Source organism: Gordonia gummivorans, from assembly GCF_022513585.1.
GTDB lineage: Bacteria > Actinomycetota > Actinomycetes > Mycobacteriales > Mycobacteriaceae > Gordonia.
The window spans coordinates 130,949-156,747 of sequence record NZ_JAKWBF010000004.1 but is presented as its reverse complement, the minus strand read 5'-3'; the positions used below and the strand labels follow the sequence as shown (position 1 = coordinate 156,747).

Here is a 25,799-nt window from a genome sequence, read left to right as displayed (position 1 = left end):
GTGTTGGGTTTGCCAGAAGCGATCTCGGTGGCACTGTTCGATCTCGACGGTGTGCTCACGTCCACAGCGGTCTTGCACCGCAAGGCATGGAAGACGGCCTTCGACGACTTCCTCTCCGAACGGGCGGGCGGGACGGACAGTCCCGACTTCGTCGAGTTCACCGATCAGGACTACCTCGACTATGTCGACGGGCGTCCGCGCGAGGCAGGCGTCCGCGCCTTTCTGCACTCGCGTGCCATCGATGACGTCGACGACGACACGATTGCCGCCATCGGCACCGGCAAGAACGAGATGTTCTTGACCGCACTGTCGGAGGGGGGTGTCGAGGCCTACCCGGGTTCTGTGCGCTATCTGAACGCGGCACGCGATGCGGGTCTGCGCATCGCCGTGGTGACGTCATCGAAGAATGGAGCAGCCGTGCTGGATGCAGCCGACCTGTCACAGTTCGTCGAGGTCCGGGTCGACGGCCTCGAGATCGTCGAGAAAGGCTTGGCGGGCAAGCCCGCTCCCGACTCGTTCCTGCTGGGCGCCGAACTGATGGGTGTCCCGCCGGCGCAGGCCGCCGTGTTCGAGGATGCGATCTCGGGCGTGCAGGCCGGTCACGCAGGCCAATTCGGGTTCGTCGTCGCCATCGACCGGCATGACGGTGCGCAGACCGAGGCCATGCGTGCGGCCGGAGCCAGCGTCGTCGTCGGCGATCTCGATGAATTGCTCCCCGCATGAGCGGCCACTCGCCGCAGGAGAGCGGCTTCGGCTTCGAGATCGATCCCTGGCAGCTCAAGCGTTCGGCCGGAGTCGAACTCGACATGCTCGGGGCCACGGAGACGCTGTTCGCGTTGTCCAACGGACACATCGGGCTGCGCGGAACATTCGAGGAGGGTGAGCCGGTCGATCATCCGGGCACCTATCTGAACGGCTTCTACGAGCTACGTGACCTGCCCTACGCCGAAAGTGGTTACGGTTACCCGGAATCCGGCCAGACGGTGGTGAACGTCACCGACGGCAAGATCATCCGGCTGCTCGTCGAAGACGAGCCGATGGATCTTCGCTACGGACGCACCGAAATTCACGAGCGGGTACTGGACTTCCGGACCGGAACCCTGCGCAGACATACGCTGTGGACGTCGCCGACCGGTCGTACCGTGCGCATCAAATCCGAGCGGCTGGTGTCGTTCACCAAGCGCACCATCGCCGCGATCCGCTACGAGGTCGAGCCCATCGGCGAGGACATGAAGCTGGTCCTGCAGTCCGATCTGCTTGCCAACGAACCGGTTCCGGCGCCCGGCAACGATCCACGTCTGGCCGCGGCGCTCGACGCGCCGTTGGTCTCCGATCTCGCAACATGCCGCAACTACTGGGGCATGCTGGTCCACCACACCAAGAAGTCTGGCCTGCACATCGCCGCCGGCATGGACCACGAGATCTACTTCCCGGACAAGGCCGACACGTTCATCCGCGCCGACGCGGACCTGGCCCGCCTCACCATCGCCGCGAATGTGCCGCAGGGCAAGAGCATCACGCTCACCAAGTACATCGGCTACGGGTGGTCGGCGCGACGTTCGGTGCCCGCGCTCCGTGCCCAGGTCGACGCCGCGCTCGCCATGGCGATGGAGACGGGATGGGACTCCCTCAAGGCCGATCAGGTGCATTACCTCGAGGAGTTCTGGCGAGACGCCGACGTCGAGATCGACGGCGACCCCGAACTGCAACAGGCCGTGCGCTTCGCCCTGTTCCACGTCCTGCAGGCCGGCGCCCGCGGGCAGTCCCGCGCCATCCCGGCGAAGGGTCTGACCGGACCCGGATACGACGGCCACACCTTCTGGGACACCGAGAGTTTCATCCTGCCCATGCTGACCTACACCGTGCCCGCGGCGGCCGGCGAGGAACTGCGATGGCGGCATGCGACCATGGACAAGGCCAAGAGCCGCGCCGCCGAACTCGGCCAGCGCGGGGCGATGTTCCCGTGGCGTTCCATCAACGGCGACGAGTGTTCGGGCTACTGGCCCGCGGGCACCGCCGGTGTGCACGTGTCGGCCGACATCGCCAACGCGACCGGCCGCTACCTACGCGCGACGCATGACGAGCAGTTCGAAACCGAGTGCGGCGTCGAGATTCTCGTGGAGACGGCGCGACTGTTCGCCGGGCTCGGACATCACGATGCCAACGGACGCTTCCGCATCGACGGTGTGACCGGACCCGACGAGTACACCGCCGTCGTCAACAACAACACCTTCACCAACCTTGCCGCGCAGCAGAATCTGCGTGACGCGGTGGCCGCGGTCCATCGTCGACCCGATTTGGCCGAGCAATTCGGTGTCACCAATGCCGAAGCCGCACACTGGGAATCGTGTGCCGACGACATGACGATCCCCTACGACGAGGCGCTCGGCGTGCACCAGCAGTGTGAGTCGTTCACCCTGCTCGGCGCGTGGGACTTCGAGTCGTCGGCCGGCCGCTACCCGCTGTTGCTGAACTACCCGTACTACGACCTCTATCGCAAGCAGGTGGTCAAGCAGGCCGACCTGGTGTTCGCGACCTACCTGTTCGGGTCGTCGTTCACGCCCGAACAGAAGCTGCGCAATTTCGACTACTACTACCCGCTGACCGTGCGCGACTCGTCGCTGTCGGCGTGCTGTGAGGCGGTCACCGCCGCCGAGGTGGGATATCTCGATCTCGCCTACGACCTGCTCGCCGAATCGGTGTTCACCGATCTGCACGATCTGCACAACAACGTCAACAGCGGTCTGCACATCGCGGCCCTCGCCGGGGCGTGGACCGACTGCGTCGCCGGGTTCGGCGGGATGCGCGACTTCGGCGGCAACATCACGTTCGCGCCGCGGCTACCGAGCCGGCTCACCTACTTGTCGTTCCGCATGATCGTGCGCGACTCCAAGATCGTCGTCGCGATCGACAAGGATCACGCCACCTACCGGCTGCTCTCCGGACCGCCCATCGACCTCGCCCACCACGGTGAGAAGTTCACCCTGGAATCGGCACCCGTGGCGATGGAAATCCCACCCCTCGAGTACCGCGAACCCCCGAAGGCGCCACACGGCTGCGAACCCTACCGCCGGGAGATCTGACCCAGCACCGCCCCCACCGCTGGTCGAGACCACCAGCCAACCCGCACCCACCGCTGGTCGAGCCGACACCGAGCCCCGTGGGGCGAGGCGTCGTGTCGAGACCACCGTTGACCTTCACACGGTGACAAGGTGTTGGGTCATGGGTGAAGGAGGTGGTCCCCATGACCCAGAACAGCACGACCCAGCACCCAGCGACCCGGCACACCGTCGACAACCGACTCGTAGCCGCGCTCGCCGCGCCGAACGCGTCGACTCGACTGCAGGCGGCACTGGCGGCCGGCACGCACGCCGACGCCGGACTCGTCGACACGCTCACCGAACGGTGCGGGGTCGAGCCGGACTTCTTCGTCCGCGACATGCTGACGTGGGCACTGACCCGACTGCCGACCGAGGTCACCGTCGAGCGCCTGATCGTCGAGCTCGGCGCACCGAACCCGCAGGCACGCAGCCAGGCGCTGCACACGCTCTCCAAGATCGGCGATCGTCGGGCCTGGGCCGCGATAACGTCATCGTTGATGGACGACGACAACGACGAGGTGGCGCGCAGCGCGTGGCGGGCGGCAGTCACACTGGTGCCGTCGGGCAGCGAAGCTGCACTGGCGAGAACACTCACAGCGCAACTCGGCCGCGGCGACATCGATGTCCAGCGCAGTTTGAGCCGCGCCCTTGTCGCATTGGGTGACGCCGCTGTTCCTGCGCTCGAAAGCGTTCGGGCGCACGCAATTGCCACCGAGCGCCTGATGCTCGACCCCGACACCGACTTCGCGCTGGAGGTCGAGTCGGCCAAACGCGTTGCAGCCCTCGGTGACGGCGCCTGATGTTGATCGGTGAGGTCGCACGACGCTCCGGCGTCAGCACACGGATGCTGCGTCACTACGACAAGCTGGGGCTCGTGCGACCGACCGGCCGAACCTCCGGCGGCTACCGCGAGTACTCGGCCGACGACATCACGCGCCTGCTGCACGTGGAAAGCCTTCGGACACTGGGCATGTCATTGCGCGACATCCACAACGCGCTCGACGACCCCGGCTTCTCACCGTCCGCCCTCGTCGCCGACCTGATCCGCCACACCCGCGACCGGATGGCCGCTGACGCCGACCTTCTCGAACGCCTAGAGCACGTATCGGATGCCGGGCCGACCGATTGGGACTCGGTGCTGCACGTGGTCGCACTCCTGCGCGGCGTCGAGTCCGAGCACGCGGCGCTGCGGCAGCGGGCGGCGCTCGAGTCCCCGAGCCCACGCGGGCTGTCGGCCGACAGTCTCGCCGAAGCCGTCCTCACCGAAAGCGACACCAACGTCGCCGGCGCGTTGCGGTGGGCGTTGGCACAGTCTGATGGCGACGGATTATCAGTCCTCGCACAAGGGTTGGAGTCGACCGATGCAGATGTGCGACGCCGCGCGGCGACGGCGATCGCGGGCTTCGACGACGATCGTGCAACCGAGTTGCTCCGCCGACTACTCACCGACTCCGACGACGAGATCCGTCATCGGGCGGCGCTCGCGCTCGGTGCGCGCGGCGATCAGGTCGCGGTGACATCGTTGGTCGGCCTCATCGTCGAAGGCCACCGCGACGTCGAGGCCGCCGAAATACTCGGCACCTACGCCGACGACCCGACCGTCGCCGTGCCGATCGTCGGCACTCTCACCACCGCACTCGGCGACGGGAACCCAGCCCAGCGCCAACGCCTCGCGCAGGCCCTGGCGGAGATTCCGGGTCCGGGTGCGGTCGACGTGCTGACCCAGATGACCACCGATCCCGACGGGACGGTCGCCGGGACCGCGGCGGCGATCCTGCGCCACCGCAACTCGTCGTAGGCGTGTACGCCGGTTGGTGGCCCGTACGCCGCGATCGGTAATCTGGCACCACTATGGCCGAGAACCCGACCAGCACCGACACCCCTGCCACCTCGCACGGTGACGGGCGCCCGTTCTACATCACCACCGCGATCGCCTACCCCAACGGCGCACCGCACATCGGCCACGCCTACGAGTACATCTCGGCCGACGTGCTCGCCCGGTTCAAACGGCTCGACGGGTACGACGTGCGGTTCCTCACCGGGACCGACGTGCACGGCCAGAAGATGCAGCAGACCGCAGAGGCCGAGGGCATCCCGACTGCCGAGCTCGCCAACCGCAACTCCGACCGGTTCCAGGCCCTGCAGGACCGCCTGTCGTCGAGCTACGACCGCTTCATCCGCACCTCCGACGAGGACCACAAGCGGGCGTCGGAGGCCATCTGGCAGCGGATGAACGACAACGGCGACATCTACCTGGACAAGTATTCGGGCTGGTACGACGTCCGCGACGAGACCTTCTACGCCGATTCCGAGACCAGCGTGAACGAGGCGGGCGAGCGCGTCGCAACGGAATCGGGTCACGTCGTCACCTGGACCGAGGAGGAGACGTACTTCTTCCGGCTGTCGGCCTATCAGGACAAGCTGCTCGAGCTCTACGACGCCGATCCGTCGTTCATCGGTCCCGACGTCCGGCGCAACGAGGTGGTCAGCTTCGTCAAGGGCGGCCTCACCGACCTGTCGATCTCGCGCACCACCTTCGACTGGGGCGTCCCGGTCCCCGACCACCCCGACCACGTCATGTACGTGTGGGTCGACGCCCTCACCAACTACCTGACCGGCGTCGGCTTCCCCGACGACGAGGAAACGCTGCGTCGTTTCTGGCCGGCCGATCTCCACATCATCGGCAAGGACATCATCCGGTTCCACTGCGTCTATTGGCCGGCATTCCTGATGAGTGCGGGGATCGAGCTCCCCAAGCGGGTGTTCGTGCACGGGTTCTTGCTGAACAAGGGCGAGAAGATGAGCAAGTCGGTCGGCAACGTCCTCGATCCCGATGCCCTCGTCGCCGAGTTCGGCCTCGACCCCGTCCGCTACTTCTTCCTGCGCGAGATCTCCTACGGCCAGGACGGTTCGTACTCGACCGACGCCATCATCGCCCGTATCAACGCCGACCTCGCCAACGAATTCGGCAACCTCGCCCAACGCACTCTGTCGATGATCGGCAAGTACTTCGACGGTGAACTACCGGCGCCGGGGGTCTATCTCGACGCCGACACCGAGCTGCTCGCGAAGGCCGACGCGCTGCTCGACGCGGTCCGTGCACAATTCGATGTCCAAGCCATCCACCTCGGGCTGGAAGCGCTGTGGGCGGTGCTGGCCGACACCAACCGCTACATCTCCGCGCAGGAACCGTGGAAGCTGGCCAAGACCGATCTCGGCCGCACCGGAACCGTCCTGTACGTGTGCTCGGAGGTGGTACGCATCGTCGCCCTGCTCAGCCAGCCGGTGATGCCGACGTCGACCGCGAAGATGCTCGACCTGCTCGCGGTGGGGCCCGACCGGCAGTTCAGCGCGGTCGGCGATCGCCTGGTGCCGGGCACCGCCCTGCCCAAGCCGTCGCCGGTCTTCCCGCGCTACGAAAGCTGATCCGACGCGGATGGTCGGCACCGCGCTCGACGTCCTGCGGGCGCTGTCTGCCCACACCGCCGAACACGGCGTGGCGCCGCCGGCCGCCCTGGTCGGCGAGTGGTGGGACGCGGACGCGGTCATCGCGCCGTCGATCGAGTTGCGCGCGGGTGTGCGCCCACCCGACAACCCGGACCGATACTGGCTCGGCTACTTGGGTTTTCCGGTGCACAACGACCGATCGCCGCTTCCGACGGTGGTCGGTGGACTCACCGACCACCTGCTGATCTTGCGCGACGGCGTCTGGGAGACGATCGGCGATGTGCCGCCGTGGGCACTGGCCGTCGTCGCAGGCAATTCATCGGCTCGGCCGGCCAGAGGGAACGAATGGCATGCGGACTGGGTTGCACCACAACGTGATCCCCACTTGATGGCGATCGAGCGGTGCCTGGCGGCGATACGGGCCGGTGAGGTGTACCAGGCCTGCGTATGCACACAGTTCACCGGGAGCGTCACCGGAAACGCTCTCGACTACTTCGCCGACCTCACCGCCGCCACCGCACCGGCGAAAGCTGCTTTCCTGCAAGGCAGTTGGGGCTCGGTGGCGAGCTTCTCGCCGGAACTGTTCCTGCGCAGGACCGGGAACATCGTCTCGTCGGCGCCGATCAAGGGCACCATCGCCGGCCACGACGACCCGAACGTGCTCTCGTCGTCGGTCAAGGATGTCGCGGAGAACATCATGATCGTCGACCTGACCCGCAACGACCTCGGCCGCCTCGCGGTACCCGGATCGGTTCGGGTACCTGAGCTGCTCTCGATCATGCCCGCCCCCGGGGTATGGCACCTCGTCTCCCGCGTTCAGGCCATCCTGGAGGTCGGCACCGGTAACGACGCCCTGCTGGCGGCCACGTTTCCCCCACCATCGGTCACCGGAACCCCCAAACTACGTGCGCTGGAGCTACTTTCGGAGTGGGAATCCGCTGCGCGCGGCGTGTACTGCGGAGCGGTCGGAATCGCCGGCCCCGGAGGGGAACTGGACCTCAATGTCGCAATCCGCACCGTCGCGATCGCGCCGGACGGGCGCGCCACCCTCGGGGTCGGCGGCGGGATCACCATCGACTCCGACCCCCTCGCCGAATGGCAGGAGTGCCTCGACAAGGCGGCCAGCATCGTGCAGCATAGCGAGCCGTGATCGCGCACCGCATTGCCTCGTAGAGTCGTATCCGCTCCCTCGCCCGAAGATCCCATCCGCTGCGGAAGCACCGGCAGTGGCACGGTCATCCCGCACGCGAGCGAATCGTCACGCCGAGTCGACACCGCGCGTCGCGACCAGCGCGTCGATCTTCTCGGCAGCACGACGCGCACCGTCCTCGGCACGAAGTTCGGCCCCCAACGCCGCCGCCCGACGACGTACGTCCTCCTCGTCCAGCAAGGTCTGCACGGCCCGTCGAATCGCCGCGGCCGATGACCAGCGCGGCAACACATTTCCGACGCCCGCAGTACGTAATGCCCGCCCGATCATCCGCTGGTCCAGGAACGCCGAAGCCGGGATGACGAGGACCGGCATGCCATGAGCCAGGGCACGCATGGTGGTCGAGTGTCCGCCGTGGCCGATCAACAGCGAACACTGCGGCATCAGCGTCAGGTGGTCCGCATAGCCGGTGATCGTCACGTTGTCGGGTGCGTCGAAGGCCGACGGATCGAAGACCCCTCCGGTTGTCACAGTCGCCTGCACCGGTAAGTCCCCGAGCGCCTGGACAATCCGCCGCAGGGTGCGATCCTGACCGGGAAAACCGTTGGTGGACATACTTACCAGCACATTGCTCGCTGACGACGCGGCAGGCCCGACGACCTCGGGCAGTACCACACCCGTCCACTCCACGTTGGCCGGCTGCGTACGACGGGACGCAGGATCGAGTGCGCGGTGCGTCGCAACCAGGTTCGCCGACGCCGAGTTCCACAGCGCACCAAGACGATAGCCGTAGAACGCGGCGGGGCTGCCACCGCCGAGCCGTCGAAGCTGACGCATGTGGTCGGCATACTCGCGGAAGGTGTGAGTGAACACGACGCGCGATACTCCCAGTTCACGAACCACATGATGCGCAGGCGCCAGCAGACAATCGACGATCGCGACGTCGGGCCGTCGAGTCTCACACAGCTCACGCACCTCGTCGCCGATCCGCCGGTCGTTGAGCATCTGCGGCCACCGTAGCGGACTCTGCACTTTGAGTGAATCCCATTGTCGTACAGATCTATACGCAATCAGGTCGACACCGTACCGCGACGCTTCGGCGCGCAGCGACTCATGGCCCACGACCCGAATGTCATGCCCCATGGCAGCAACGGCCTGCGCCACCCCGAGCATCGGCTGCACGTTGCCGCCCGCATCCATCGTGACGAACAGTATGTCGGCCATCAGTTCTCCTCGGTGTTCGACGCATCTGCCAGGATCGCGTGGCACAGCCTGCGCATGTGTTCTTCGGTGTGCGTCGCGGTCAGACCGCGGTCGCATCGCAACAGTTTCCAGGTGTACACATCGGTGGCCACCACGAGTAGTCGGTGGATCACCGGGCCGCTCGGCGCAAAGGAGTCGGATACCCATCGATCGTGAAGTTCTCTGCCCTGCTGGGTGATCGCGGCAACTTGAGCATCCTCGTTCTCCTGCGCGAGTAGCCCGATGACGATGTCGCCGTACTCTTCGTAATGCTCCACCACGACTCGGACGGCCTCATCGATGTTGCCCGGTGTGACGCGGCGCTGATCGGTGACCGACACCTGGAAGTGCTCGACGGCCGCGGCCACCACCCCGTCACGACTTCCGAAGCGCCGCATGACCGTCTGAACAGATACGTCGGCGGTCTCGGCGATCTTCGTCAATGTGATGGACGTCAGCGGAGTGGTCGACGCCAGTTCCAGGCACGCATCGAGAATTCGTTGCGCCGTCCGCGCCGCCTTCTCGGCACGCGCCGTCTGACGGTACCGCCGCGTATCGGCCGGCGACCCCGCAGATTTCATGTCAATCGACATTAACATCAAAGTTGCCCGGGCACCACCTCGTGGCGTCGCGTCAAGCAGGCCGGATATCCGCGGCCTGCGTAGACTGCCGACCATGGGCATCCCCATCGCTCCGGGTACCGACCTCACGGTTCTCGCACGCGATCTGAGCGCGACGCACGACGCCGTGATGGCCGGCGCGACCCCGACGGCCACGCCCGACGACGACGTGCACGAATCATGGACGCGCGCACGCTCGTCCGGCACACGCCCCAGCCCCGACACCCACAATCCGACGTCGATCAGCGGCACCGAACTCGCCGAGCGGCGCGCCCACCACCCGGTCCGGGACGCGGTCGAGAAGATCCAGACCTTGTTTTCCGACGCGGCCGACGACACCGCGATGACCATGGGCATCTTCGACGCCGACGGCGTACTCCTGTGGCGCGGCGGGTCATCGGGCCTGCTGACAGCGGCCGACCGCCTCCACCTCGTCGAAGGTGCCCGATGGGACGAGGAGTCCACCGCCACCACAGCCGTCGGACTCGTCGTCCGGCATCAGCGGCCCACCCGGCTCTTCGGCGCCGAACATTACAACCGTGCCCTGCACAGCCTGTACTGCACCGCCGCCCCCATCCACGACCGGCGGACCGGTGAGATGGTCGCCATTGCCGGACTCGCCGGACCGGCAATGGCGCTACAGCCGGCCGCCACCGCGTTCACCACCGCCATCGCCACACTCGGCGAGCACGAGATGTCCACGGCACACCTCGCCGCCCTGGCCGAGCTGCGGAGCGCGGGAACCTCGCGGCTGGCCGGAATTCGGGGACCCGGACTGCTGATCGACGACGACGGATGGGTCGCCGAAGGCCGCGGCTGCACGCAGCCGACCCGCGTCGCGGCACCGGTCGACGGCATGCGCCAGTTCATTCCGGGCCTCGGTGCGTGCGTCGTCGAACGCCTGCCGAAGGGCTGGCTGGTCCGGCAGGTCGGGCCGTCGTCGCCGGTGGTTGCCGAGCTGGATCTGCGCGGCGAGCCGACGGTGACCGTCAGTGGTGACGCCGAGCCGTGGCACACCGTGCTGACGCCCCGCCACGCCGAGATACTGATCCTGCTCGGCAACGCGGGCGACCACGGCCTCAACGCAGAACGATTGAGCCACTTGATCTTCGGCGACGGCGGACACCTGGTGACCGTGCGCGCCGAGATGTCGCGCCTGCGCCGTGCCGTCGGCGCGCTGGTGACCAGCAGGCCCTACCGACTGGCGCCCGACGTCGAACTCCGCGTCATCCCCGACGGTGTTACTCCCGACGGTGTCACTCCCGACGGCGCTCGAGCACCATTTGATACACGTCTCGACGAGAGGCAGCGGTTCCTCGCGTGACGATCACGCACGCCTCCTTGAGGCGGGTGCCGGCCTCGACCAGCTGCTCGGCACGATCGGCGAGCTCGCCCACATCTGGTTCGGCGATCTCGGCACCCGCGACGACCACCGTGATCTCGCCGCGCACACCGTCGGCGGCCCACTGCGCCAACTCCGACACCGGGCCCCGCCGCACCTCCTCATAGGTCTTGGTGAGTTCGCGGCACACCGCCGCACGCCGGTCGGGGCCGAGGACGTCCACCGCGGCCGACAGCGTCTCGGCGAGTCGATGGGGCGATTCGAAGAACACCACGGTCCGACGCTCGTCGGCCAGGGTGGCCAGCCAATCCCGACGAGCACCGGGTTTGCGGGGTGCGAAACCCTCGAAGCAGAACCGCTCCGACGGCATCGCCGACACCGCCAGCGCGGTGGTCACCGCCGACGGACCCGGTAACGCGGTCACCGGCAGGCCGGCATCGGCGCAGGCCACGACGATGCGGTAGCCGGGATCGCTCACCGACGGCATTCCGGCGTCGGTGATCAGCAGCACCGTGGAACCGGCTGAGATCGCGTCGAGCAGCGCCGGTGTGCGCGCCGCCTCCACCTGGTCGTAGTAGCTCACCAGCCGGCCGCCTATCTCGACACCGAGCGCGGCCGCGAGCGATCGGGCGCGCCGGGTGTCCTCGGCGGCCACCACGTCCGCGGTCGCCAACGCGGCACGCAGCCTCGGGGACGCGTCGTCGGCCTGCCCCATCGGGGTCGCGGCGAGGACCAGGCGACCCGAGTCCGTGGTGTGTTCGACCGAGTGCGGAGCGTCCATGATGAGCCAGCTTACGAGTGTCCCCTACGATCGGACGGGTGACCATGACCGCTGTCGGCGACCGCGAGCCGGACGTCGCCGCCGGCGGCGGACCGCCCACCGAACCGAGCGGCCCTCAGGCACAACTCGCCGCGGCCATCCCGACCCCCCTGTTCGGTGCGCCCGACCGTGCGCGCGGACTCGTCGTCGGAGCCGTGATCGCCCTGCTGGCGATCGCCACCCGGTTCTGGAACCTGCAGAACCCCACCGACCACGGCACCCCGGTGTTCGACGAGAAGCACTACGTGCCGCAGGGGTGGCAGGTACTCACCGGGGGCAATTGGATCGAGGACAATCCGGGGTACGGGCTGGTCGTGCACCCGCCGGTCGGCAAGTGGTTGCTCGCCGCGTCGGAGGGCATGTTCGGCTACGGTCCGCTCGGCTGGCGAGTGGCATCGGCAGTCTGCGGTGTCGCCACCGTGGTGATGATCTACTTCGTGGTGCGACGGATGTCGCGGTCCACCCTTGTCGGCGCGATCGCCGGCGTGTTCGCTGTCTGCGACGGCGTGCTGTTCGTGCAGTCGCGGATGGGCATGCTCGACATCTTCCAGGCCGTCTTCGTGGTGGCCGCGTTCACCGCGCTGATCGCCGATCGCGATCAGGTACGCGCCCGCATGCACCGCGTGTACGTCGAGGGCCGCATCGACGACTCCGACTTCGGCCCGCGCCTGGGATTCCGCTGGTATCGGTTCACCGCCGGTGTGATGCTCGGTCTGACGTGCGGCACCAAGTGGTCGGGCATCTATTTCGTCATCTTCTTCGTCCTGCTGGCCATCGGGTTCGACGTCGCGGCGCGGCGGGCGTACCACGTCAAGCGCCCGTGGGTGGGGACGCTGGTACGCGACGTGGTGCCGTCGGGCGCAAGTCTCGTGGTGATGCCGATCGCCATCTATCTGGCGACATTCATCCCCTGGTTCAACAGTGAGACCGCCGTGTACCGCTACCAGGTCGGCAACTCGATCGGCACCGGAGGAACCTGGGCCTGGGTGCCCGGCGCTTGGCGATCGCTCTGGTATTACGAGTCGGGCATCCTGAAATTCCATGCCGGACTCACGAACTCGGCAGGCAACCACCATCCGTGGGAATCCAAGCCATGGACCTGGCCGATGAGTCTGCGCCCCATGCTCTACGCCTACGAGAGCGGGCCCGACCACTGCGGCGTCGGCGAATGTGTCCGCGCGCAGATGCTCATCGGTTCGCCCGCACTGTGGTGGCTCGCCCTGCCGATGCTGCTCTGGGGTCTGTGGTCGTGGATCGTGCGCCGTGACTGGCGCTACGCCGCCGTCCTCACCGGGTACGCCGCCGGGTTCCTCCCCTGGTTCGCCGAGATCGACCGGCAGATGTACTTCTTCTACGCCACGGTGATGGCACCGTTCCTGGTGATGGGGTTGGCCCTGTGTTGCGGGGACATCCTGCGCTCGGCCACCGCCCGCGCCGGCGTCAGACCCGAACGTCGCATACTCGCGATCCTGGTGGTCGCCATCTACGTCGGCCTCGTGGTGACCAACTTCGTCTGGCTGTGGCCGATCCTCACCGGCTCCCCGATCTCGCCGGCCCAGTGGGACCAGCAGATCTGGCTGCCCAGCTGGGGCTGATGGACGACACTCCCGCCTTCGCCACCTGCGCCCCCGCTCCCTGAGGTGTGAGGAGCGCAAGCGACGAGCCTCGAAGGGCCTGGTGAGACAACAACTTCGTCTCACCAGGGCTTCGAGGCTCGTCGCTATCGCTCCTCACACCTCAGCCGGCGGGAGGCGCTTCGTCATCCATCGACACGCTCCGCGGTCTCGGGGTCGATCGCCTCGAACTCGCCGGTCGTGATCTTCTCGGCCTGTTCTCGAATGTGCTTGTCCACCTGGGTCGTCAGGATCTTGCGCGACACGATCAGCGGATCGCGCCGGAGATCCTTGTAGAGGGCCAGGCACATACCGATCATCACGATGACGAACGGCAGTGCCGCGATGATCGCCATCTTCTTGATTCCCTCGAGTGCGTCGTCGCCGCTGATGGCGAGCAGCAGCGCGGCCACGGCACCGGTCAGCACACCCCAGAAGATGGTGACCGATCGCGACGGATCCTCCGCGCCGCGTTCGGACAGTGTGGCCATCACCAACGACGCCGCGTCGGCACCCGACACGAAGAAGATGGCGACGAGGAACATCACGAGTGCGGATGCGATACCCGTCAACGGGAGGTGGCCGAGGACGTCGAAGAGTGCCGAGTCACTGGACGAGTCGGAACTGAAACCGAGTTCGCCGGTCATCTGCTGCCGGATGGCGGTACCACCGAAGATGCAGAACCACACCAACGACACCGTGGTCGGCACCAGCATCACGCCGACGACGAATTCGCGGATCGTCCGGCCCTTGCTGATCTTGGCAAGGAACATGCCCACGAACGGCGTCCAGCTCACCCACCAGGCCCAGTAGAAGATCGTCCAGTCCGCCAGCCACTTCTCGCCCTCGTCGCCGACCGTGGCCGCCGACCGGGCCGAGAACGTGGTGATGTCGGTGGCATAGGCACCGAGCGTCGTCGGCAGCAGGTTGAGGATGAAGATCGTCGGGCCGACGACGAACACGAAGACCGCCAGGACGATCGCCGCCACCATGTTGATGTTGGAGAGCCACTGGATGCCCTTGGCGATTCCCGACACCGCCGACAGCACGAATGCGGCGGTGAGAACGGCGATGATGCCCACCAGCAGGGGTGTCGTCGGCTCGTGTACCCAGCCGACGGTGTCCAGACCGGACCCGATCTGAAGGGCACCGAGTCCCAGCGACGCGACGGTGCCGAACAGCGTCGCGAAGATCGCCAGGATGTCGATGATCTTGCCGCCCGGCCCGTTGGTGCGCTCGCCCAGGAACGGGGCGAACACCGCGCTCATCAGCTGGGTCCGCCCCACCCGGTAGGTGCTGTAGGCGATCGCGAGGCCCACCACCGCGTACATCGCCCACGGGTGGAAACCCCAGTGGAACATCGTGGTCGCCATCGCTGCGCGGATGTCGGCCTCCGGGAACTCCGGTGGCGCACTCACGTAGTGAAACAGCGGTTCGTAGGCACCGAAGAACATCAGGCCGATGCCCATGCCTGCGCTGAACATCATCGCGATCCAGCTGACCGTGCGGAATTCGGGCTTGTCGTCGTCCTTGCCGAGCGGGATGCGCCCGTACTTGGACAGGGCGAGCCACACGGCGAAGATGACGAAGCCGGTGGAGGCCAGGATGAACAGCCAGCCGAGGTTCTCGGTGATCACGTCGAGGACGTCCTGGCTGACGTTGTTCAGGCTTTCCTGATCGACGAGGCCCCAGACGACGAAGGCGATCACAATCACCGCAGTGATCCCGAAAACCCACGGATCCACCACCGGGCGAGCCGGCTTCTTCAGGAACTGTTCAGCTGTCATTACTTCACGTAATCAAATCTTGACATGAGACTTCAAGCACCACGCACCACTCGTTGCACTAGCGAAACAATCGTCTCGTCGTCGACACCCAGTTCACGCAGGGATGTCACATGCTCGACGGTGGCCCGCGCGGCCGCGTCGAGCGTGGTGCTTCGTCCGGCTTTGACGAACGACCCCTGACGGCCGCGGGTCTCGATCACGTCCGCCGCCTCGAGTTCGCGATAGCTGCGGGCGACGGTGTTCGACGCGAGGTTCAGGTCGGTGGCGAGTGCCCGGACGGTCGGCAGACGCTCGCCGGCCAGCAGTGCGCCGGTCGAGATCAGCTCGATGATGCCCAGGCGAACCTGCTCGAACGGCGCCCGGTCGGACGACGGGTCGATGGCCAGCTTCTCGGCGAGCGTCATGGAACGTCGCTTCTCACAGTGGATCTCGGGCGATGGGGCAGGACATGCAGCGCGGTCCCCCACGGCCCGAACCGAGTTCGCGGCCTTCGATCTCGATCACCTCGATACCCGAATCCACAAGGCGTCGATTGGTTTCCACATTCCGGTTATAGGAGACCACCACGCCCGGGGCGACGGCCAACGTGTTGTTCCCGTCGTCCCATTGCTCACGTTCGGCGGTCACCGGATCGAGTCCGGTGTCGATCACGCGAAGCTTGTCGATTCCCATCGCCTCGGCGGCGGCGTCGACGAAGGGTCGCGAACCGGTCACGGTCACCTCGCCGTCGCGGTGGGTCAACGTGAACGCCGACATCGTGTCGCGGATGTTGGGGTACATCACGACGGCGTCGGTGTCGACCATGGTGCAGACGGTGTCGAGGTGCATGAACGCGCGGGCCTGTTCGATCGGCACCGCGAGCACGGTGTGCGCGAGTTCGTCGTCGAAGAGACTGCGCGCCAAGGCTTCCGCACCGGCCGGTGTGGTGCGTTCGCCGACGCCGACCGCCACCACGCCCGGGGCGAGCAGCAGCACGTCACCCCCTTCGACGGGCGCCACCTGCGACTCATAGGCGCGTCGGGCACCGGTGAACCGCGGGTGGTGTGCGTAGATGAGGTCGGTCAGGGAGGTTTCGCGGGCACGCGCCGGCAGGGCCAGCGAGGTGATCGCGAACCGCGGCCCGATCCAGAACGAACTGTCGCGGGTGAACAGCAGATTCGGCAGCGGGTCGATCGCGAACTCCGGCCCGTGGTGCATCCGACGCACCAGCGACGACGTGGCCGCCGACGGTGTGATCGGCAGTTCGTCGTAGGTCATTCCCGCGGTCAGGACACGGGCGAGTTCGGCGGGCGGCAACGACCGGAGGTGGCCGGCGAGGTCCTCGGCCAGGTGGTTGCCCAGCCGCCGCGCACTGACCGCCGCCGCGATCCCCTGAATACGTGCGGCACCACTGTGTTCGAGGGTTTGGGTGAGGAGATCACCGAGGAGGTAGACGTCGACACCGCGGTCGGTCAGCACCTGCGCGAAGGCGTCGTGCTCCTCCTGCGCGCGACCCACCCAGGGCAGACCGTCGAACAGGAGTTGATCGTTGTTGCGCGGGGTCAGACGCCTGAGCTCGTCGCCGGGCCGGTGCAGCATGACGGCGCGGAGTCGGCCCACCTCCGATGTCGCCCCGAGCCGATAGTCGTACGCGTCCCGATCGGTCATGAGTCAACGGTAGAGCCTCGGCGAGGCGCGCACATTTCAAATCATCCGGTGGGTGTGATCGTCGGACCGTCGCCGACGATCGCCGGCGCGGTCTCCCGCGCGAACAGCCACATCACGCAGGCGAGCGCCGCCACCACACCCGTCAACACGAACGCTGGACCGAAACCCACCCGGTCGGCCACGAACCCGACGATCACTGGCCCACTGATCGCACCCAGATCCGACGACATGCCATAGGCCGCCAACGCAGAGCCGCCCTGTTGCCGATTTCCGAGCACATCGGCGAGGGCCGCCTGATGGGTGGGTGCGAACAACCCCGATCCCGCACCCGCGACGAGCGACAGGACCAGCGCGACAACGATGTTCGCGGAGAACCCGAGAGCGGCCGTCGAGGCCGCCATCAGGACCAGTCCGGGCAGCATGATGGGCCGACGCCCGTAACGATCCGACAGGCGGCCCGCGCTGAGGATCGCGACGACGTTGCCGGCGGCGTACACGGCCAGCACCACCCCCGCCATGCCGGCACCCTCGTCGAGCCCTTCGGTGACGAACAGCGGAACCACGGCAACCCGCACCCCCATCGACGCCCAGCCCTGGGTGAAGTTGGACGCGATGATCGCGCGGTAGGCGCTGTCGCCGAGGGCGTGCCGAAAGGAGATGACGCCGCTCGCCGGGCCGTCGGTGCGGTCGGGTGCCGGCACCTCACGCAGCTGGGTGGCCACCACCGCGGAGGCGATCACCAGTGCGATCGCGTAGACGACGAACGGCATACGGAGCCCGAACCCGACGAGCGCCGCCCCGATCAGCGGGCCGGTGATGTTGCCGATCAGGAAACCGGCCGAGAAGAATCCGGACACGCGACCGCGAATGTCGTTGGGCGACATCCTGATCAGCAGCGCCATCGCGGAGATGCTGAACATCGTCGATCCGATGCCACCGGCCGCCCGGAACACCAGCAACTGCCAGTAGCCCTGCGCGAACGCACACGCGAAGGTACTGACGGCGACGATCAACAGCCCGGTGAGGTAGATGCGGCGTTCACCGAACAGGGTGACGAGACGCCCGGTGGCCGGCGCGAACAGCAGCCGCATCACCGCGAACGCCGACACGACGGCCGTCGCCGCGGTGAGCGACACGTTGAAACTGCGCGCAAAACTCGGCAACGCGGGTGCGATCAGGCCATAGCCGAGGGCGATCACCACGTTGGCGGCGAGCAACACCCAGATACCGCGAGGAATCTGCTTCATGGCCGCTCGGGCAGATCGTCGAGCGCCTGCGCGGTGAGTTCCCGCCCGAGTTGGATCATCTCGGACGCCTTGTGGAAGTCGAGGGTCCGGACCGCATTGCGCGGGACCCGGATGAGCACATCCGGCGGGTATCCGGCGACCTGGTAGCGCGTCAGCGCTTCCTGCATGATGTCGAGCGAACGGCCGAGAACCTCGATTCGGCCCATCCGCTGCGGCCCTTCCTTGGCGTCGGCGGCGTCGGCGGTGTCGTCGGTGTCCTTGGTGTCGGTATCGGAACCGGTGCCATCGAAGCCGAAGCGTTCGCGGACCGATCGGACGAACTCGGTCTCCAGGATCGGTGCCACGTTGCGGCGCAGCAGGCCCTTGGGGCGCGGTTCCCGCGATGCGCCGTCGTCGGGCCCGCTGTCGGAGCCGAGGATCACCCCGATCGTGACGTCGCTGGGTACCGCCGAGGTCGGTGCCACCGGAAGCGGATCCAGAATGCCGCCGTCGCCGAGGAGTTGTCCCTGGTATTCGTGTGGACTGATGACACCCGGAATGGCGATCGAAGCGCGGATCGCGTCGACGAGTTGGCCACGCTGGAACCACACCGCCCGCCCGGCGTTCAGGTCGGTGGCGACAGCGGTGAACGGGATCTCGAGATCCTCGATCTGCTTGTCTCCCAGCATCTCCCGAACTCGGTCGACGACCCGCTCGGCACCGATCACTCCGCCCGGTTTGTTCAACGACACATCCACCAGGCGGACGACGTCGAGTTGTCGCAGACCCGCGATCCACTCGACATACTCATCGAGGCGGCCCGCACAGTGCAGTCCACCCACGAGTGCACCCATCGACGAGCCCGCGACGCTGACGATCTCGAAATCACGCGCAAGGAGTTCCTCGATCACCCCGATGTGCGCGTAGCCCCGCGCGCCACCACTACCCAGGGCGAGCGCCACCCGCGTCGGTCGAGCCATGCCCCCACACTATCGACGCCCCCAGAAAGTCAGTTATCCCGCATCAGTCGACGCGGCCCGGGGCCGAGTTTGTTGAGTTCGTCCCCCGGATTGAGCAGGTGACACTCCCCCAGCGACAGGCATCCGCAGCCCACACACGAGCCGATCATGTCGCGCATGTTCTCCAGGAGTGCGATGCGATGGTTGATGTCGTCGATCCACCGTTTGGACGCCGCTTCCCACATCGCTTTCGGCGGCGATTCGTGGTCACCGAGTTCGGAGAGGACCTCGGCGATCACTGCCAGCGGAATCCCGGCTGCCTGCGACGCCCGGATGAAGGCCACTCGACGCAGCATCGCACGGTGATAGCGTCGCTGATTCCCCGAGGTACGCCGGGAGAAGATGAGTCCCTGCTCCTCATAGAATCGGACCGCCGACGGTGCGATTCCTGCCCGCTGCGCGAGTTCTCCCACGGAGAGCTCGAGCTTCTTCAGGGCCATGCCGCCATGGTAGGCGTCACCGGTCCCGGAGAAGGATCGCTGCGAGCGGCCCGTCGTCGTACGAAGGCCACCGTCGGCGATCCATGATCACGAACACCCCTGCCCCCGACGGGATCATGGGGTGTTCGATCGGTTGCGCCCGCACGCCCGCGGACGCGAGTCTGTCAGGCCCGGACGACCATCACCGGGCATTGCGCCTGGTGCATGACCTTCTGGCTGGTCGAGCCGAGCAGTAGTCCTTTGAAGCCGCCACGACCGCGGCTGCCCACGACGATCAGTTGAGCGTCGTCGCCCGCAGCGTCCAGCAGCGCCTTGGCCGGATCCTCCGGCAGCACCTTGCGCTCGACGTTGACGTCGGGATAGTCGGAGGCGAATCCGGCCATCCGCTCGGCAACGGCTTCCACGGCGTCCTGCGACATCCGCGCGACCTCATCGGGGTCGATGCCATAGCCGTGCAGGGCATCCACATCCAGCGGTGTCCAGGTGTGCACTGCCACGAGTGTCGCGTTGCGCAACGACGCCTGCCGGTACGCCTCGGCGACAGCGGCTTCGCTGACCGGCGAATCGTCGACACCGACCACCACCGGTCCGCCGCCGCCTTCACCGGCGACGATCACGACGCGCCCATGCGCGTGTGCGGCGACCGTGGTGCTCACCGAACCCAGGAACAGTCCTTTGACGCTGCCGAGCCCGCGGGTACCGAGGACGATCATCGATGCTTCCTTGCCGAGTTCGAGAAGGACGCGGCCGGCATCGCCGTCGACGATCGAGGTGACGACACTGACGTCGGGAGCCACCTGCTTGGCCGCATCCGCGGCGGCATGTACCGCATCAGAGGCATCTTGACGAATTGCGTCGATGACGTCCTGGGGAATGATCAACCCCGGGGCGTAGTCACTGGTGCTGGCGTCATACACGCCTACCAACTTGAGTTCGGCGTTCTCCACCGCGGCGGCTCGAGCCGCCCACCGTACTGCACCTGTTGCCGCGTCCGACCCGTCAACGCCGACGAGAATCGCGTTCATATGCAGACCATCTCCTCAATTCGACTGGAGGATACTCTTATCCTCACCTTCTATCGTGCCCGGTTACGACTGTGGTGGCAATAAGGCGAAAGTCCCGTTCTTACGCTTTGCGAAGCTCCGTGTAGGGTGTTGTCGACGATGAACATGCTTGCGAACTACCAGGAGTCGGCCCGATGACCGGCACGTCGGACGATCTCCGCGCGGTGGCCATTCACGTGATCGTCACTGTCGCTTTCACCTTCGGCCTCATCGGCGTCGCCGTCGCGTCGTCCTCGCCCTTGCGCACGGCGCTGTTCGCGGCGTCACCGATCGTGGCACTGCTGGGGGCACTCGCCATGTTGTGGCGCACCTATCGGGTCTGGCGAAACGAAGGCCGCTGGCAGGTATGGCAGGGCGGATCGTGGTTTCTGCTCGCATTCTTCGTGATCACGCTCTTCGGCACGGCAGGCGAACTCGTCGAGTCTTAGGGCTAGACTCCAACAAACCCGGGGCGAGCGAAGCGACGGGCAGTAACCTCACGACTCGGGGAGCAGATCCGACTGTGAACATCTCTGGCACCGTCCCGCCGGGAACCACAGTGTCAGGGCATCGGATCGAGGCCGTGTTGCGGGCGGACCCGGGCGGGGTCACCTACCTCGCCACCAACCCCTCGCACCCGGAGCCGGTGGACCTCACCCTGATCCGACCCGATCTCTCCGCCGATCCCGACTTTCGACGCCGACTCGAGCGCGCCATCGACGTCGCAACGCGCTTGCGGCATCCCAACCTCGCCGAAGTGCTCGGACGCGGGAGCGACAACGCGCAACTGTGGGTGGCCGCCCGACACCTCGACGGCATCTCCGCTGCCGAACGTCTCCGCAGTGGACCCAACGCTTTCGACGAAGAGACCGCCGTCGCCATCGTCACCGACATCGGCAAGGGGCTCGACAGCGCGCACCGCAAAGGCCTTGTCCTGCGCAACATCAGCCCGGCCACGATCATCCTCGTGCCAGCCGAGGCGGGACAGCAGACAGCTGCACCACGCGCCGTCCTCACCGGATTTGCCCTGTCGCGCACCGCAGACGACGCCCGGTACCATCCCGCGAACGACGTTCACATGCTGGCCTACGTGCTCCTCGAGCTGCTCACCGGAACCCCTCCGTCACCCAATGAACCACTGTCGGAGAGCATTTCGCCCACCCTGCGGTCGGCCATCGACCGCGCCCTCGGTGCCGACAAGAACGTGCGCTATCGCACGTGCGCCGAATTCACGCGCGCGGCCGAACTCGCCGTCACACTGTCCCGGCCCGAAGCCGCCCAGCCACCGCCGTCGGGCGACTTCCCGTCGGGGAGCCCGGTGCCGCCGTCGTCGTCGGCGACGAGGGCCGCACAGGTCGCCGACGCGCAGCGATCACAACCCGCTCCTGCTTCAGTGGAGGCGACCACCCAGGCGATAGACCAGCCGACCACCCGCCTCCGGCGACTGTTCACCCCGCGGGCAAATCCGGAGAGTGACACCGAGGTGGTCACCGACCGCCGCGCCGCCCTCGGGCAGGCCGACGCCTCTCATCATCCCCAGCCGCGCAACGCATCTCGATCGGGGTCGGCAGTCCGTGCCAAATCTGCCCACAACCGGCGGATGCCGCCCGTCGTGGTGCCCATCGTCTCCGTGCTGGTCATCGTCGGTGTCGTCATCGGCACGCTCGCCTACCTGGGGGCGCGGAACGGCGGCGACAAGTGGTCGTCGGCCGCCGCACCGATCGCCGACACCTTCCCCGACCTGCTTCCCTCGCGACCGGCCGAGAACGGCTGGGGTGACTCCGGATGCAAGGAGATCACCAACGGCGACGTCCCCGGGATCAGCTGCATCAACCCCAACAACCTCACGTTCGTCGTGTGGCACACCGCCACCATGGCCGGCCGGTCCGTCGTCACCGCCGACTTGCCCAAACGCCCCGGCCAGCCCCACCGGTGGGATGAGGGCCCGGTCTTCGCCAGCCCCGACACGGTCCCGCACGGCTGGACCATCACCAACTTCAACGACGACCCACGGCGCCCCTACACGATCGTCGCCACGTGGCCCGGCCACACCGGGCAGCAAGTCCTCGACGACTGGTGGCAGACAGCACCTTTCGGCACCTGACGGTGACCATCCCCAACTCGAGACCGCTTCCGCCGGCTGAGGCGTCCCGTCGGCTGAGCCGTCCCGCCGGCTGAGGTGCGAGGAGCGCAAGCGACGAGCCTCGAAGCCTCCCTGGTGAGATTGCGTTGTTGTCTCACCAAGCCCCTTCGAGGCTCGCTTCGCTCGCACCTCAGGGAGCGGAATAGGCCCTTCGAGCCAGGGAGCGGATGGTCGGCTCTCCCGGCGGCTGGGCTCACGCCTCTTTGATCGCCTCGATCTTGTCGGCGACCTCGAGTGCGGTGGCCGGGCGGGTGCCGGCCAGTGCGAGACAACTCGCGATCAGCGCACGCTCGTCGCGGTCGAGGTTCTCCGAGAGCGCCGGCGGAGTGGACAGTGCGGCGCGAATCGCCAACAGCGGCTGGGCTTCTGGGATGTCGCCGTACACGCCGCGACCGGTGAGCGCGACGTGCAGGCACGCACCGAGCGACCAGATGTCGGTGGCACGGGATGGTGTGTCACCGGCCAGCAGAGCAGGATCCATGTACTGGACCGCGCCGGGCTGCGCGAAACTGGTGATCGGCTCATCGGCGGCGAGAACCCGGGCCAGACCGAGGTCCGAGATGCGACCGCCGCCCTCGGTGACCATGATGCTCGTCGGCGTGATGTTGGCGTGGGCGATCCCAGCTTCGTGCAGTGCGTCGACGCCACGGGCCGCGTCGGCGATCGCCGACAGCTTCTCGTTGCGGGTCAGCGGCCGAGTCGGAGCGCCCAGCGATCCCAGCGGGAAATACTCCATGGCATACATGAATTGGCCTTGGAGCACAGCGTCGTACAACGCGGCGAGATACGGCGACTGCACCGCGGCGAACGCGCGGAGCTCGCGGACACCGCGACGATAGGCATCGTCACTACAGGTGCCGCTGAACACCTTCACCACCACGCGCTCGGCGTTGATGTTCAGGCGCGGTGGTGGGACCGCCACGTAGAACGTGCCGTTTCCTCCTGCACCCAACTTGCTGAGCACAGTGAAATCCGCGAGCTGTTGCGGAATCTCGACGGTGGCCATGTCAGTGCCTCTCCGGTGTTTCGTGTGCTGTGGTGTGCGTGTGCACTGGTTGCCCGAGTATCGGGCGCGGGGCGGCTGAGTCCACCCGTTCTGCGACCACCCGTTCAAAGTAGCGACTCACCCTGTCCCCCAAGCCTTCTTCACTGGTTCCCACATGGTCGACGACCTTGACCGTGCCGTCGGTCTCCTCGTCGGCCACCACAATCAATGCCGCGACCCGATCGTAGGAGCGCTTGCGGTCGATGACGCTGATCTCGAGACCTTGGTCGATCGCCGGTTCCAGATCGGCGAGCACGCGACGCCGAGATGCGCCGGTCACGATCGTCAGCGGCGCAGATTCGTTGAGTGCCAACCCGGCAGCCACAAGAATGGCGGTCCGGCCGGCACGCGTCTCCGGTGCGACGCAGACGATCGACGCGGCCCCCCGATCCCCGCTCGCAGCAATATCGGGTCCCGGAGCTCGCTCGTCCACCGTCACCACGGGTGCGATCTGCAGCCCGTCGGCGATCTCGGAACGGCTGCTGTCGAGGAAGATGAAATCGATGTTGGCGTTCTCGGCCATCTCGGTCAGATCGACCACCGGGTCGGCACTGAAGCGGCACAGCACCGACACCGAATCCGGGCCCGGTAACGCCGATCCCAACATGTTCAGCTTCTCCACGGCCGACGCCATCGCAGCGAAGTCCGGCATGATCGGCACCCCGACCTCGAGCCGCTTCGCGGGCGCCGTGACCGAGAGTACGCCGGCCAGGACCACGTCGTAGCCTGCCGCTGCACCGAAGAGTCGCCGATGTCGATGCAACAGTTCGTCGACACTCGCGTCGAGATCGGTCAGCACCACCATCGCCCGGTTGGCCGATCCGGCCGCCAATGCGAGGCGCTCGGCCTCCGCAATGTCGTTGGCCACCACCGAATCCGGATACACGAGTCGTAGGAGCGGCGCGGTGAGCACAGTGGTGACCAGCGCCATGACCACGAGCATCGCGTAGAGCTGGGGTGTGAGCACGTCGAGGCTGAGCCCCACGGACAGGATCACCAACTCGGTGAGCCCTCGTGTGTTCATCAGCACGGCTATCGCAGCGCTCTGTCTGCCCGGGATCGCACTGGCCCGAGCACCGGCAAACGCTCCGAAGAACTTACCCGCGATCGCCACGAGGAGAACCAGCACGAGCTGCCACAACCCGTCCAGACCGATGCCGCTCAGGTCCACCGCCAGACCGGTGACCACGAAGAACATCGGCAGCAAGAGCAGCACGCTGGCCTGTTCCAGCCGTTCGAGGATCTCCCGGTGCAGTTGTTCGGCGCCGACTTTCGGCATCACCGCACCGAACACAAAGGCACCGATGATCAAGTGGATGCCGATCCACTCGGTGGCCGCCGCAGACAGGAACAACCCGATCAGGACAACGGCAAGGATGTCGGGAGTCATGCGGCCCGCGGTGTCGCGCCACTCGACCAGACGAGCGAGCAACGGGCGCACGACGAGGAACATCACCGCGCAGTACAACAGCGACAGCCCGACGATCTTGCCGACGTCACCCACGTTCTCGCCACCGATGATGGCGGTCACGAATGCGAGGAGGGTCCACGCGACGATGTCGTCGACCGCGGCTGCCGCCAGGCTGAACACGCCGGGCACCGTGCGCATCATCCCTCGGTCGTTCAGAATGCGGGCCAGCACCGGAAATGCGGTGATGGACATGGCTATTCCGAGAAACAGCGTCAGGTTCAGGAGACTGACATTCGGGGCGAGGGACTTGTCGTCGTGCTGGTCGTACAGGATCAGGGCGAGTGCCGCACCGAGCGCGAACGGCAGGATGATCGACGACAGCGAGATGCTCGCCGCAGCGCGTTCACGCCCCTTGATGAGCCGCATGTCGAGTTCGAGCCCGACGATGAACATGAACAAGACCAGCCCGAGCTGGGCTATCGCCAAGAGCAGCGGTCGCACCTCGGTCGGGAACAGCCATTCGTCGGGGTTGCCCGGGAACAGCCCGAGCAGGCTTGGCCCCAGCGCGATTCCGGCCGCGATCTCACCTACCACCGCGGGCTGCCCCAACTTACGTGCCACGAAGCCACCCGCTCGCGCCGCCGCGATGACGACGGCGACGTCGAGGAGAAGGAACGTGACGGTGTGCGTGTCGGCCATGTCG

22 protein-coding genes are annotated in these 25,799 nt (G+C 66.8%); 10 read left to right on the top strand and 12 right to left on the bottom strand.

Going from position 1 to position 25,799, the window contains the following annotated elements; genetic code table 11:
- The 6 genes from MKW15_RS04910 to MKW15_RS04885 all read left to right on the top strand — a co-directional run bounded on the left by MKW15_RS04910 (position 1) and on the right by MKW15_RS04885 (position 7,698).
- Positions 1-723 carry a beta-phosphoglucomutase family hydrolase gene (locus MKW15_RS04910; RefSeq protein WP_240856454.1) on the top strand — a complete coding sequence of 241 codons (723 nt, stop codon included), beginning with the start codon at positions 1-3 and terminating at the stop codon, positions 721-723.
- Positions 720-3,083, top strand: coding sequence for a glycoside hydrolase family 65 protein (locus MKW15_RS04905; RefSeq protein ID WP_240856453.1), 2,364 nt, complete (start codon positions 720-722; stop codon positions 3,081-3,083). The genes MKW15_RS04910 and MKW15_RS04905 overlap by 4 nt, the downstream gene beginning before the upstream one ends.
- A gap of 161 nt (positions 3,084-3,244) precedes the next feature.
- Positions 3,245-3,901 carry a HEAT repeat domain-containing protein gene (locus MKW15_RS04900; protein ID WP_240856452.1) on the top strand — a complete coding sequence of 219 codons (657 nt, stop codon included), beginning with the start codon at positions 3,245-3,247 and terminating at the stop codon, positions 3,899-3,901.
- Complete coding sequence (locus tag MKW15_RS04895; RefSeq protein WP_240856451.1) at positions 3,901-4,899, top strand: HEAT repeat domain-containing protein; 999 nt, start codon at positions 3,901-3,903, stop codon at positions 4,897-4,899. The genes MKW15_RS04900 and MKW15_RS04895 overlap by 1 nt, the downstream gene beginning before the upstream one ends.
- Before the next feature lie 53 nt (positions 4,900-4,952).
- The gene (metG, locus tag MKW15_RS04890; protein ID WP_240856450.1) at positions 4,953-6,527 is read left to right on the top strand and encodes a methionine--tRNA ligase; all 1,575 of its coding nucleotides are present in this window, start codon (positions 4,953-4,955) and stop codon (positions 6,525-6,527) included.
- A gap of 10 nt (positions 6,528-6,537) precedes the next feature.
- Entirely contained in the window at positions 6,538-7,698 is a 1,161-nt protein-coding gene (locus MKW15_RS04885) for an aminodeoxychorismate synthase component I (RefSeq protein WP_240856449.1), read from the top strand.
- Between the two features lie 108 nt (positions 7,699-7,806).
- On the opposite strand, the gene MKW15_RS04880 is transcribed toward MKW15_RS04885, so the two are convergent.
- Positions 7,807-8,922, bottom strand: a complete 1,116-nt coding sequence (locus tag MKW15_RS04880) for a glycosyltransferase (RefSeq protein WP_240856448.1) — start codon at positions 8,920-8,922, stop codon at positions 7,807-7,809.
- The gene (locus MKW15_RS04875; protein WP_240856447.1) at positions 8,922-9,521 is read right to left on the bottom strand and encodes a TetR/AcrR family transcriptional regulator; all 600 of its coding nucleotides are present in this window, start codon (positions 9,519-9,521) and stop codon (positions 8,922-8,924) included. The genes MKW15_RS04880 and MKW15_RS04875 overlap by 1 nt, the downstream gene beginning before the upstream one ends.
- A 94-nt stretch (positions 9,522-9,615) precedes the next feature.
- Here MKW15_RS04875 and MKW15_RS04870 point away from each other — a divergent pair, with 94 nt between their 5' ends.
- On the top strand, positions 9,616-10,884 hold the full coding sequence (locus tag MKW15_RS04870) for a sigma-54-dependent transcriptional regulator family protein (RefSeq protein WP_240856446.1): 1,269 nt from the start codon (positions 9,616-9,618) through the stop codon (positions 10,882-10,884).
- Here the strand turns inward: MKW15_RS04870 and rsmI are convergent.
- Positions 10,817-11,683, bottom strand: a complete 867-nt coding sequence (gene rsmI / locus MKW15_RS04865) for a 16S rRNA (cytidine(1402)-2'-O)-methyltransferase (protein ID WP_240856445.1) — start codon at positions 11,681-11,683, stop codon at positions 10,817-10,819. The two genes, MKW15_RS04870 and rsmI, sit on opposite strands and share 68 nt — an antisense overlap.
- Before the next feature lie 44 nt (positions 11,684-11,727).
- Between rsmI and MKW15_RS04860 the strand changes: the two genes are divergently transcribed.
- Complete coding sequence (locus tag MKW15_RS04860; RefSeq protein WP_240856537.1) at positions 11,728-13,317, top strand: dolichyl-phosphate-mannose--protein mannosyltransferase; 1,590 nt, start codon at positions 11,728-11,730, stop codon at positions 13,315-13,317.
- Between the two features lie 164 nt (positions 13,318-13,481).
- Here the strand turns inward: MKW15_RS04860 and MKW15_RS04855 are convergent, their stop codons facing one another.
- The 7 genes from MKW15_RS04855 to MKW15_RS04825 all read right to left on the bottom strand — a co-directional run bounded on the left by MKW15_RS04855 (position 13,482) and on the right by MKW15_RS04825 (position 20,479).
- Positions 13,482-15,122, bottom strand: coding sequence for a BCCT family transporter (locus MKW15_RS04855; protein ID WP_240856444.1), 1,641 nt, complete (start codon positions 15,120-15,122; stop codon positions 13,482-13,484).
- A gap of 32 nt (positions 15,123-15,154) precedes the next feature.
- Entirely contained in the window at positions 15,155-15,526 is a 372-nt protein-coding gene (locus MKW15_RS04850; RefSeq protein WP_240856443.1) for a GntR family transcriptional regulator, read from the bottom strand.
- A gap of 13 nt (positions 15,527-15,539) precedes the next feature.
- The gene (locus MKW15_RS04845) at positions 15,540-16,769 is read right to left on the bottom strand and encodes an arginine deiminase (RefSeq protein ID WP_240856442.1); all 1,230 of its coding nucleotides are present in this window, start codon (positions 16,767-16,769) and stop codon (positions 15,540-15,542) included.
- A gap of 41 nt (positions 16,770-16,810) precedes the next feature.
- Positions 16,811-18,016: an MFS transporter gene (locus tag MKW15_RS04840; RefSeq protein WP_240856441.1), complete on the bottom strand. Its 1,206-nt coding sequence runs from the start codon at positions 18,014-18,016 to the stop codon at positions 16,811-16,813.
- Positions 18,013-18,975: a patatin-like phospholipase family protein gene (locus tag MKW15_RS04835; protein WP_240856440.1), complete on the bottom strand. Its 963-nt coding sequence runs from the start codon at positions 18,973-18,975 to the stop codon at positions 18,013-18,015. Before MKW15_RS04835 ends, MKW15_RS04840 begins: the two co-directional genes overlap by 4 nt.
- 29 nt (positions 18,976-19,004) lie before the next feature.
- The gene (gene soxR / locus MKW15_RS04830) at positions 19,005-19,454 is read right to left on the bottom strand and encodes a redox-sensitive transcriptional activator SoxR (protein WP_240856439.1); all 450 of its coding nucleotides are present in this window, start codon (positions 19,452-19,454) and stop codon (positions 19,005-19,007) included.
- 164 nt (positions 19,455-19,618) lie between these two features.
- Positions 19,619-20,479 (bottom strand): universal stress protein, encoded by an 861-nt coding sequence (locus MKW15_RS04825; protein WP_240856438.1) that lies wholly within the window; start codon positions 20,477-20,479, stop codon positions 19,619-19,621.
- Positions 20,480-20,652: 173 nt separating this feature from the next.
- On the opposite strand from MKW15_RS04825, the gene MKW15_RS04820 reads away from it, so the two are divergent.
- Both MKW15_RS04820 and MKW15_RS04815 read left to right on the top strand, forming a co-directional pair.
- Positions 20,653-20,946, top strand: coding sequence for a hypothetical protein (locus MKW15_RS04820; RefSeq protein WP_240856437.1), 294 nt, complete (start codon positions 20,653-20,655; stop codon positions 20,944-20,946).
- 74 nt (positions 20,947-21,020) lie between these two features.
- Positions 21,021-22,601: a serine/threonine protein kinase gene (locus tag MKW15_RS04815; RefSeq protein ID WP_240856436.1), complete on the top strand. Its 1,581-nt coding sequence runs from the start codon at positions 21,021-21,023 to the stop codon at positions 22,599-22,601.
- Positions 22,602-22,833: 232 nt separating this feature from the next.
- Here MKW15_RS04815 and MKW15_RS04810 read toward each other — a convergent pair whose 3' ends face one another.
- Complete coding sequence (locus tag MKW15_RS04810) at positions 22,834-23,646, bottom strand: protein kinase domain-containing protein (protein ID WP_240856435.1); 813 nt, start codon at positions 23,644-23,646, stop codon at positions 22,834-22,836.
- A gap of 1 nt (position 23,647) precedes the next feature.
- Positions 23,648-25,795 carry a cation:proton antiporter gene (locus MKW15_RS04805; protein WP_240856434.1) on the bottom strand — a complete coding sequence of 716 codons (2,148 nt, stop codon included), beginning with the start codon at positions 25,793-25,795 and terminating at the stop codon, positions 23,648-23,650.
- Positions 25,796-25,799: the final 4 nt, after the last annotated feature.

Excerpts from the sequence above, each read along its gene's own strand:
- MKW15_RS04905 (WP_240856453.1), top strand. The coding sequence starts at position 720 with ATGAGCGGCCACTCGCCGCAGGAGAGCGGCTTCGGCTTCGAGATCGAT.
- MKW15_RS04900 (WP_240856452.1), top strand. The coding sequence starts at position 3,245 with ATGACCCAGAACAGCACGACCCAGCACCCAGCGACCCGGCACACCGTC.
- MKW15_RS04895 (WP_240856451.1), top strand. The coding sequence starts at position 3,901 with ATGTTGATCGGTGAGGTCGCACGACGCTCCGGCGTCAGCACACGGATG.
- metG (WP_240856450.1), top strand. The coding sequence starts at position 4,953 with ATGGCCGAGAACCCGACCAGCACCGACACCCCTGCCACCTCGCACGGT.
- MKW15_RS04885 (WP_240856449.1), top strand. The coding sequence starts at position 6,538 with ATGGTCGGCACCGCGCTCGACGTCCTGCGGGCGCTGTCTGCCCACACC.
- MKW15_RS04880 (WP_240856448.1), bottom strand. The coding sequence starts at position 8,922 with ATGGCCGACATACTGTTCGTCACGATGGATGCGGGCGGCAACGTGCAG.
- MKW15_RS04875 (WP_240856447.1), bottom strand. The coding sequence starts at position 9,521 with ATGAAATCTGCGGGGTCGCCGGCCGATACGCGGCGGTACCGTCAGACG.
- MKW15_RS04870 (WP_240856446.1), top strand. The coding sequence starts at position 9,616 with ATGGGCATCCCCATCGCTCCGGGTACCGACCTCACGGTTCTCGCACGC.
- rsmI (WP_240856445.1), bottom strand. The coding sequence starts at position 11,683 with ATGGACGCTCCGCACTCGGTCGAACACACCACGGACTCGGGTCGCCTG.
- MKW15_RS04860 (WP_240856537.1), top strand. The coding sequence starts at position 11,728 with ATGACCGCTGTCGGCGACCGCGAGCCGGACGTCGCCGCCGGCGGCGGA.
- MKW15_RS04855 (WP_240856444.1), bottom strand. The coding sequence starts at position 15,122 with ATGACAGCTGAACAGTTCCTGAAGAAGCCGGCTCGCCCGGTGGTGGAT.
- MKW15_RS04850 (WP_240856443.1), bottom strand. The coding sequence starts at position 15,526 with ATGACGCTCGCCGAGAAGCTGGCCATCGACCCGTCGTCCGACCGGGCG.
- MKW15_RS04845 (WP_240856442.1), bottom strand. The coding sequence starts at position 16,769 with ATGACCGATCGGGACGCGTACGACTATCGGCTCGGGGCGACATCGGAG.
- MKW15_RS04840 (WP_240856441.1), bottom strand. The coding sequence starts at position 18,016 with ATGAAGCAGATTCCTCGCGGTATCTGGGTGTTGCTCGCCGCCAACGTG.
- MKW15_RS04835 (WP_240856440.1), bottom strand. The coding sequence starts at position 18,975 with ATGGCTCGACCGACGCGGGTGGCGCTCGCCCTGGGTAGTGGTGGCGCG.
- soxR (WP_240856439.1), bottom strand. The coding sequence starts at position 19,454 with ATGGCCCTGAAGAAGCTCGAGCTCTCCGTGGGAGAACTCGCGCAGCGG.
- MKW15_RS04825 (WP_240856438.1), bottom strand. The coding sequence starts at position 20,479 with ATGAACGCGATTCTCGTCGGCGTTGACGGGTCGGACGCGGCAACAGGT.
- MKW15_RS04820 (WP_240856437.1), top strand. The coding sequence starts at position 20,653 with ATGACCGGCACGTCGGACGATCTCCGCGCGGTGGCCATTCACGTGATC.
- MKW15_RS04810 (WP_240856435.1), bottom strand. The coding sequence starts at position 23,646 with ATGGCCACCGTCGAGATTCCGCAACAGCTCGCGGATTTCACTGTGCTC.
- MKW15_RS04805 (WP_240856434.1), bottom strand. The coding sequence starts at position 25,795 with ATGGCCGACACGCACACCGTCACGTTCCTTCTCCTCGACGTCGCCGTC.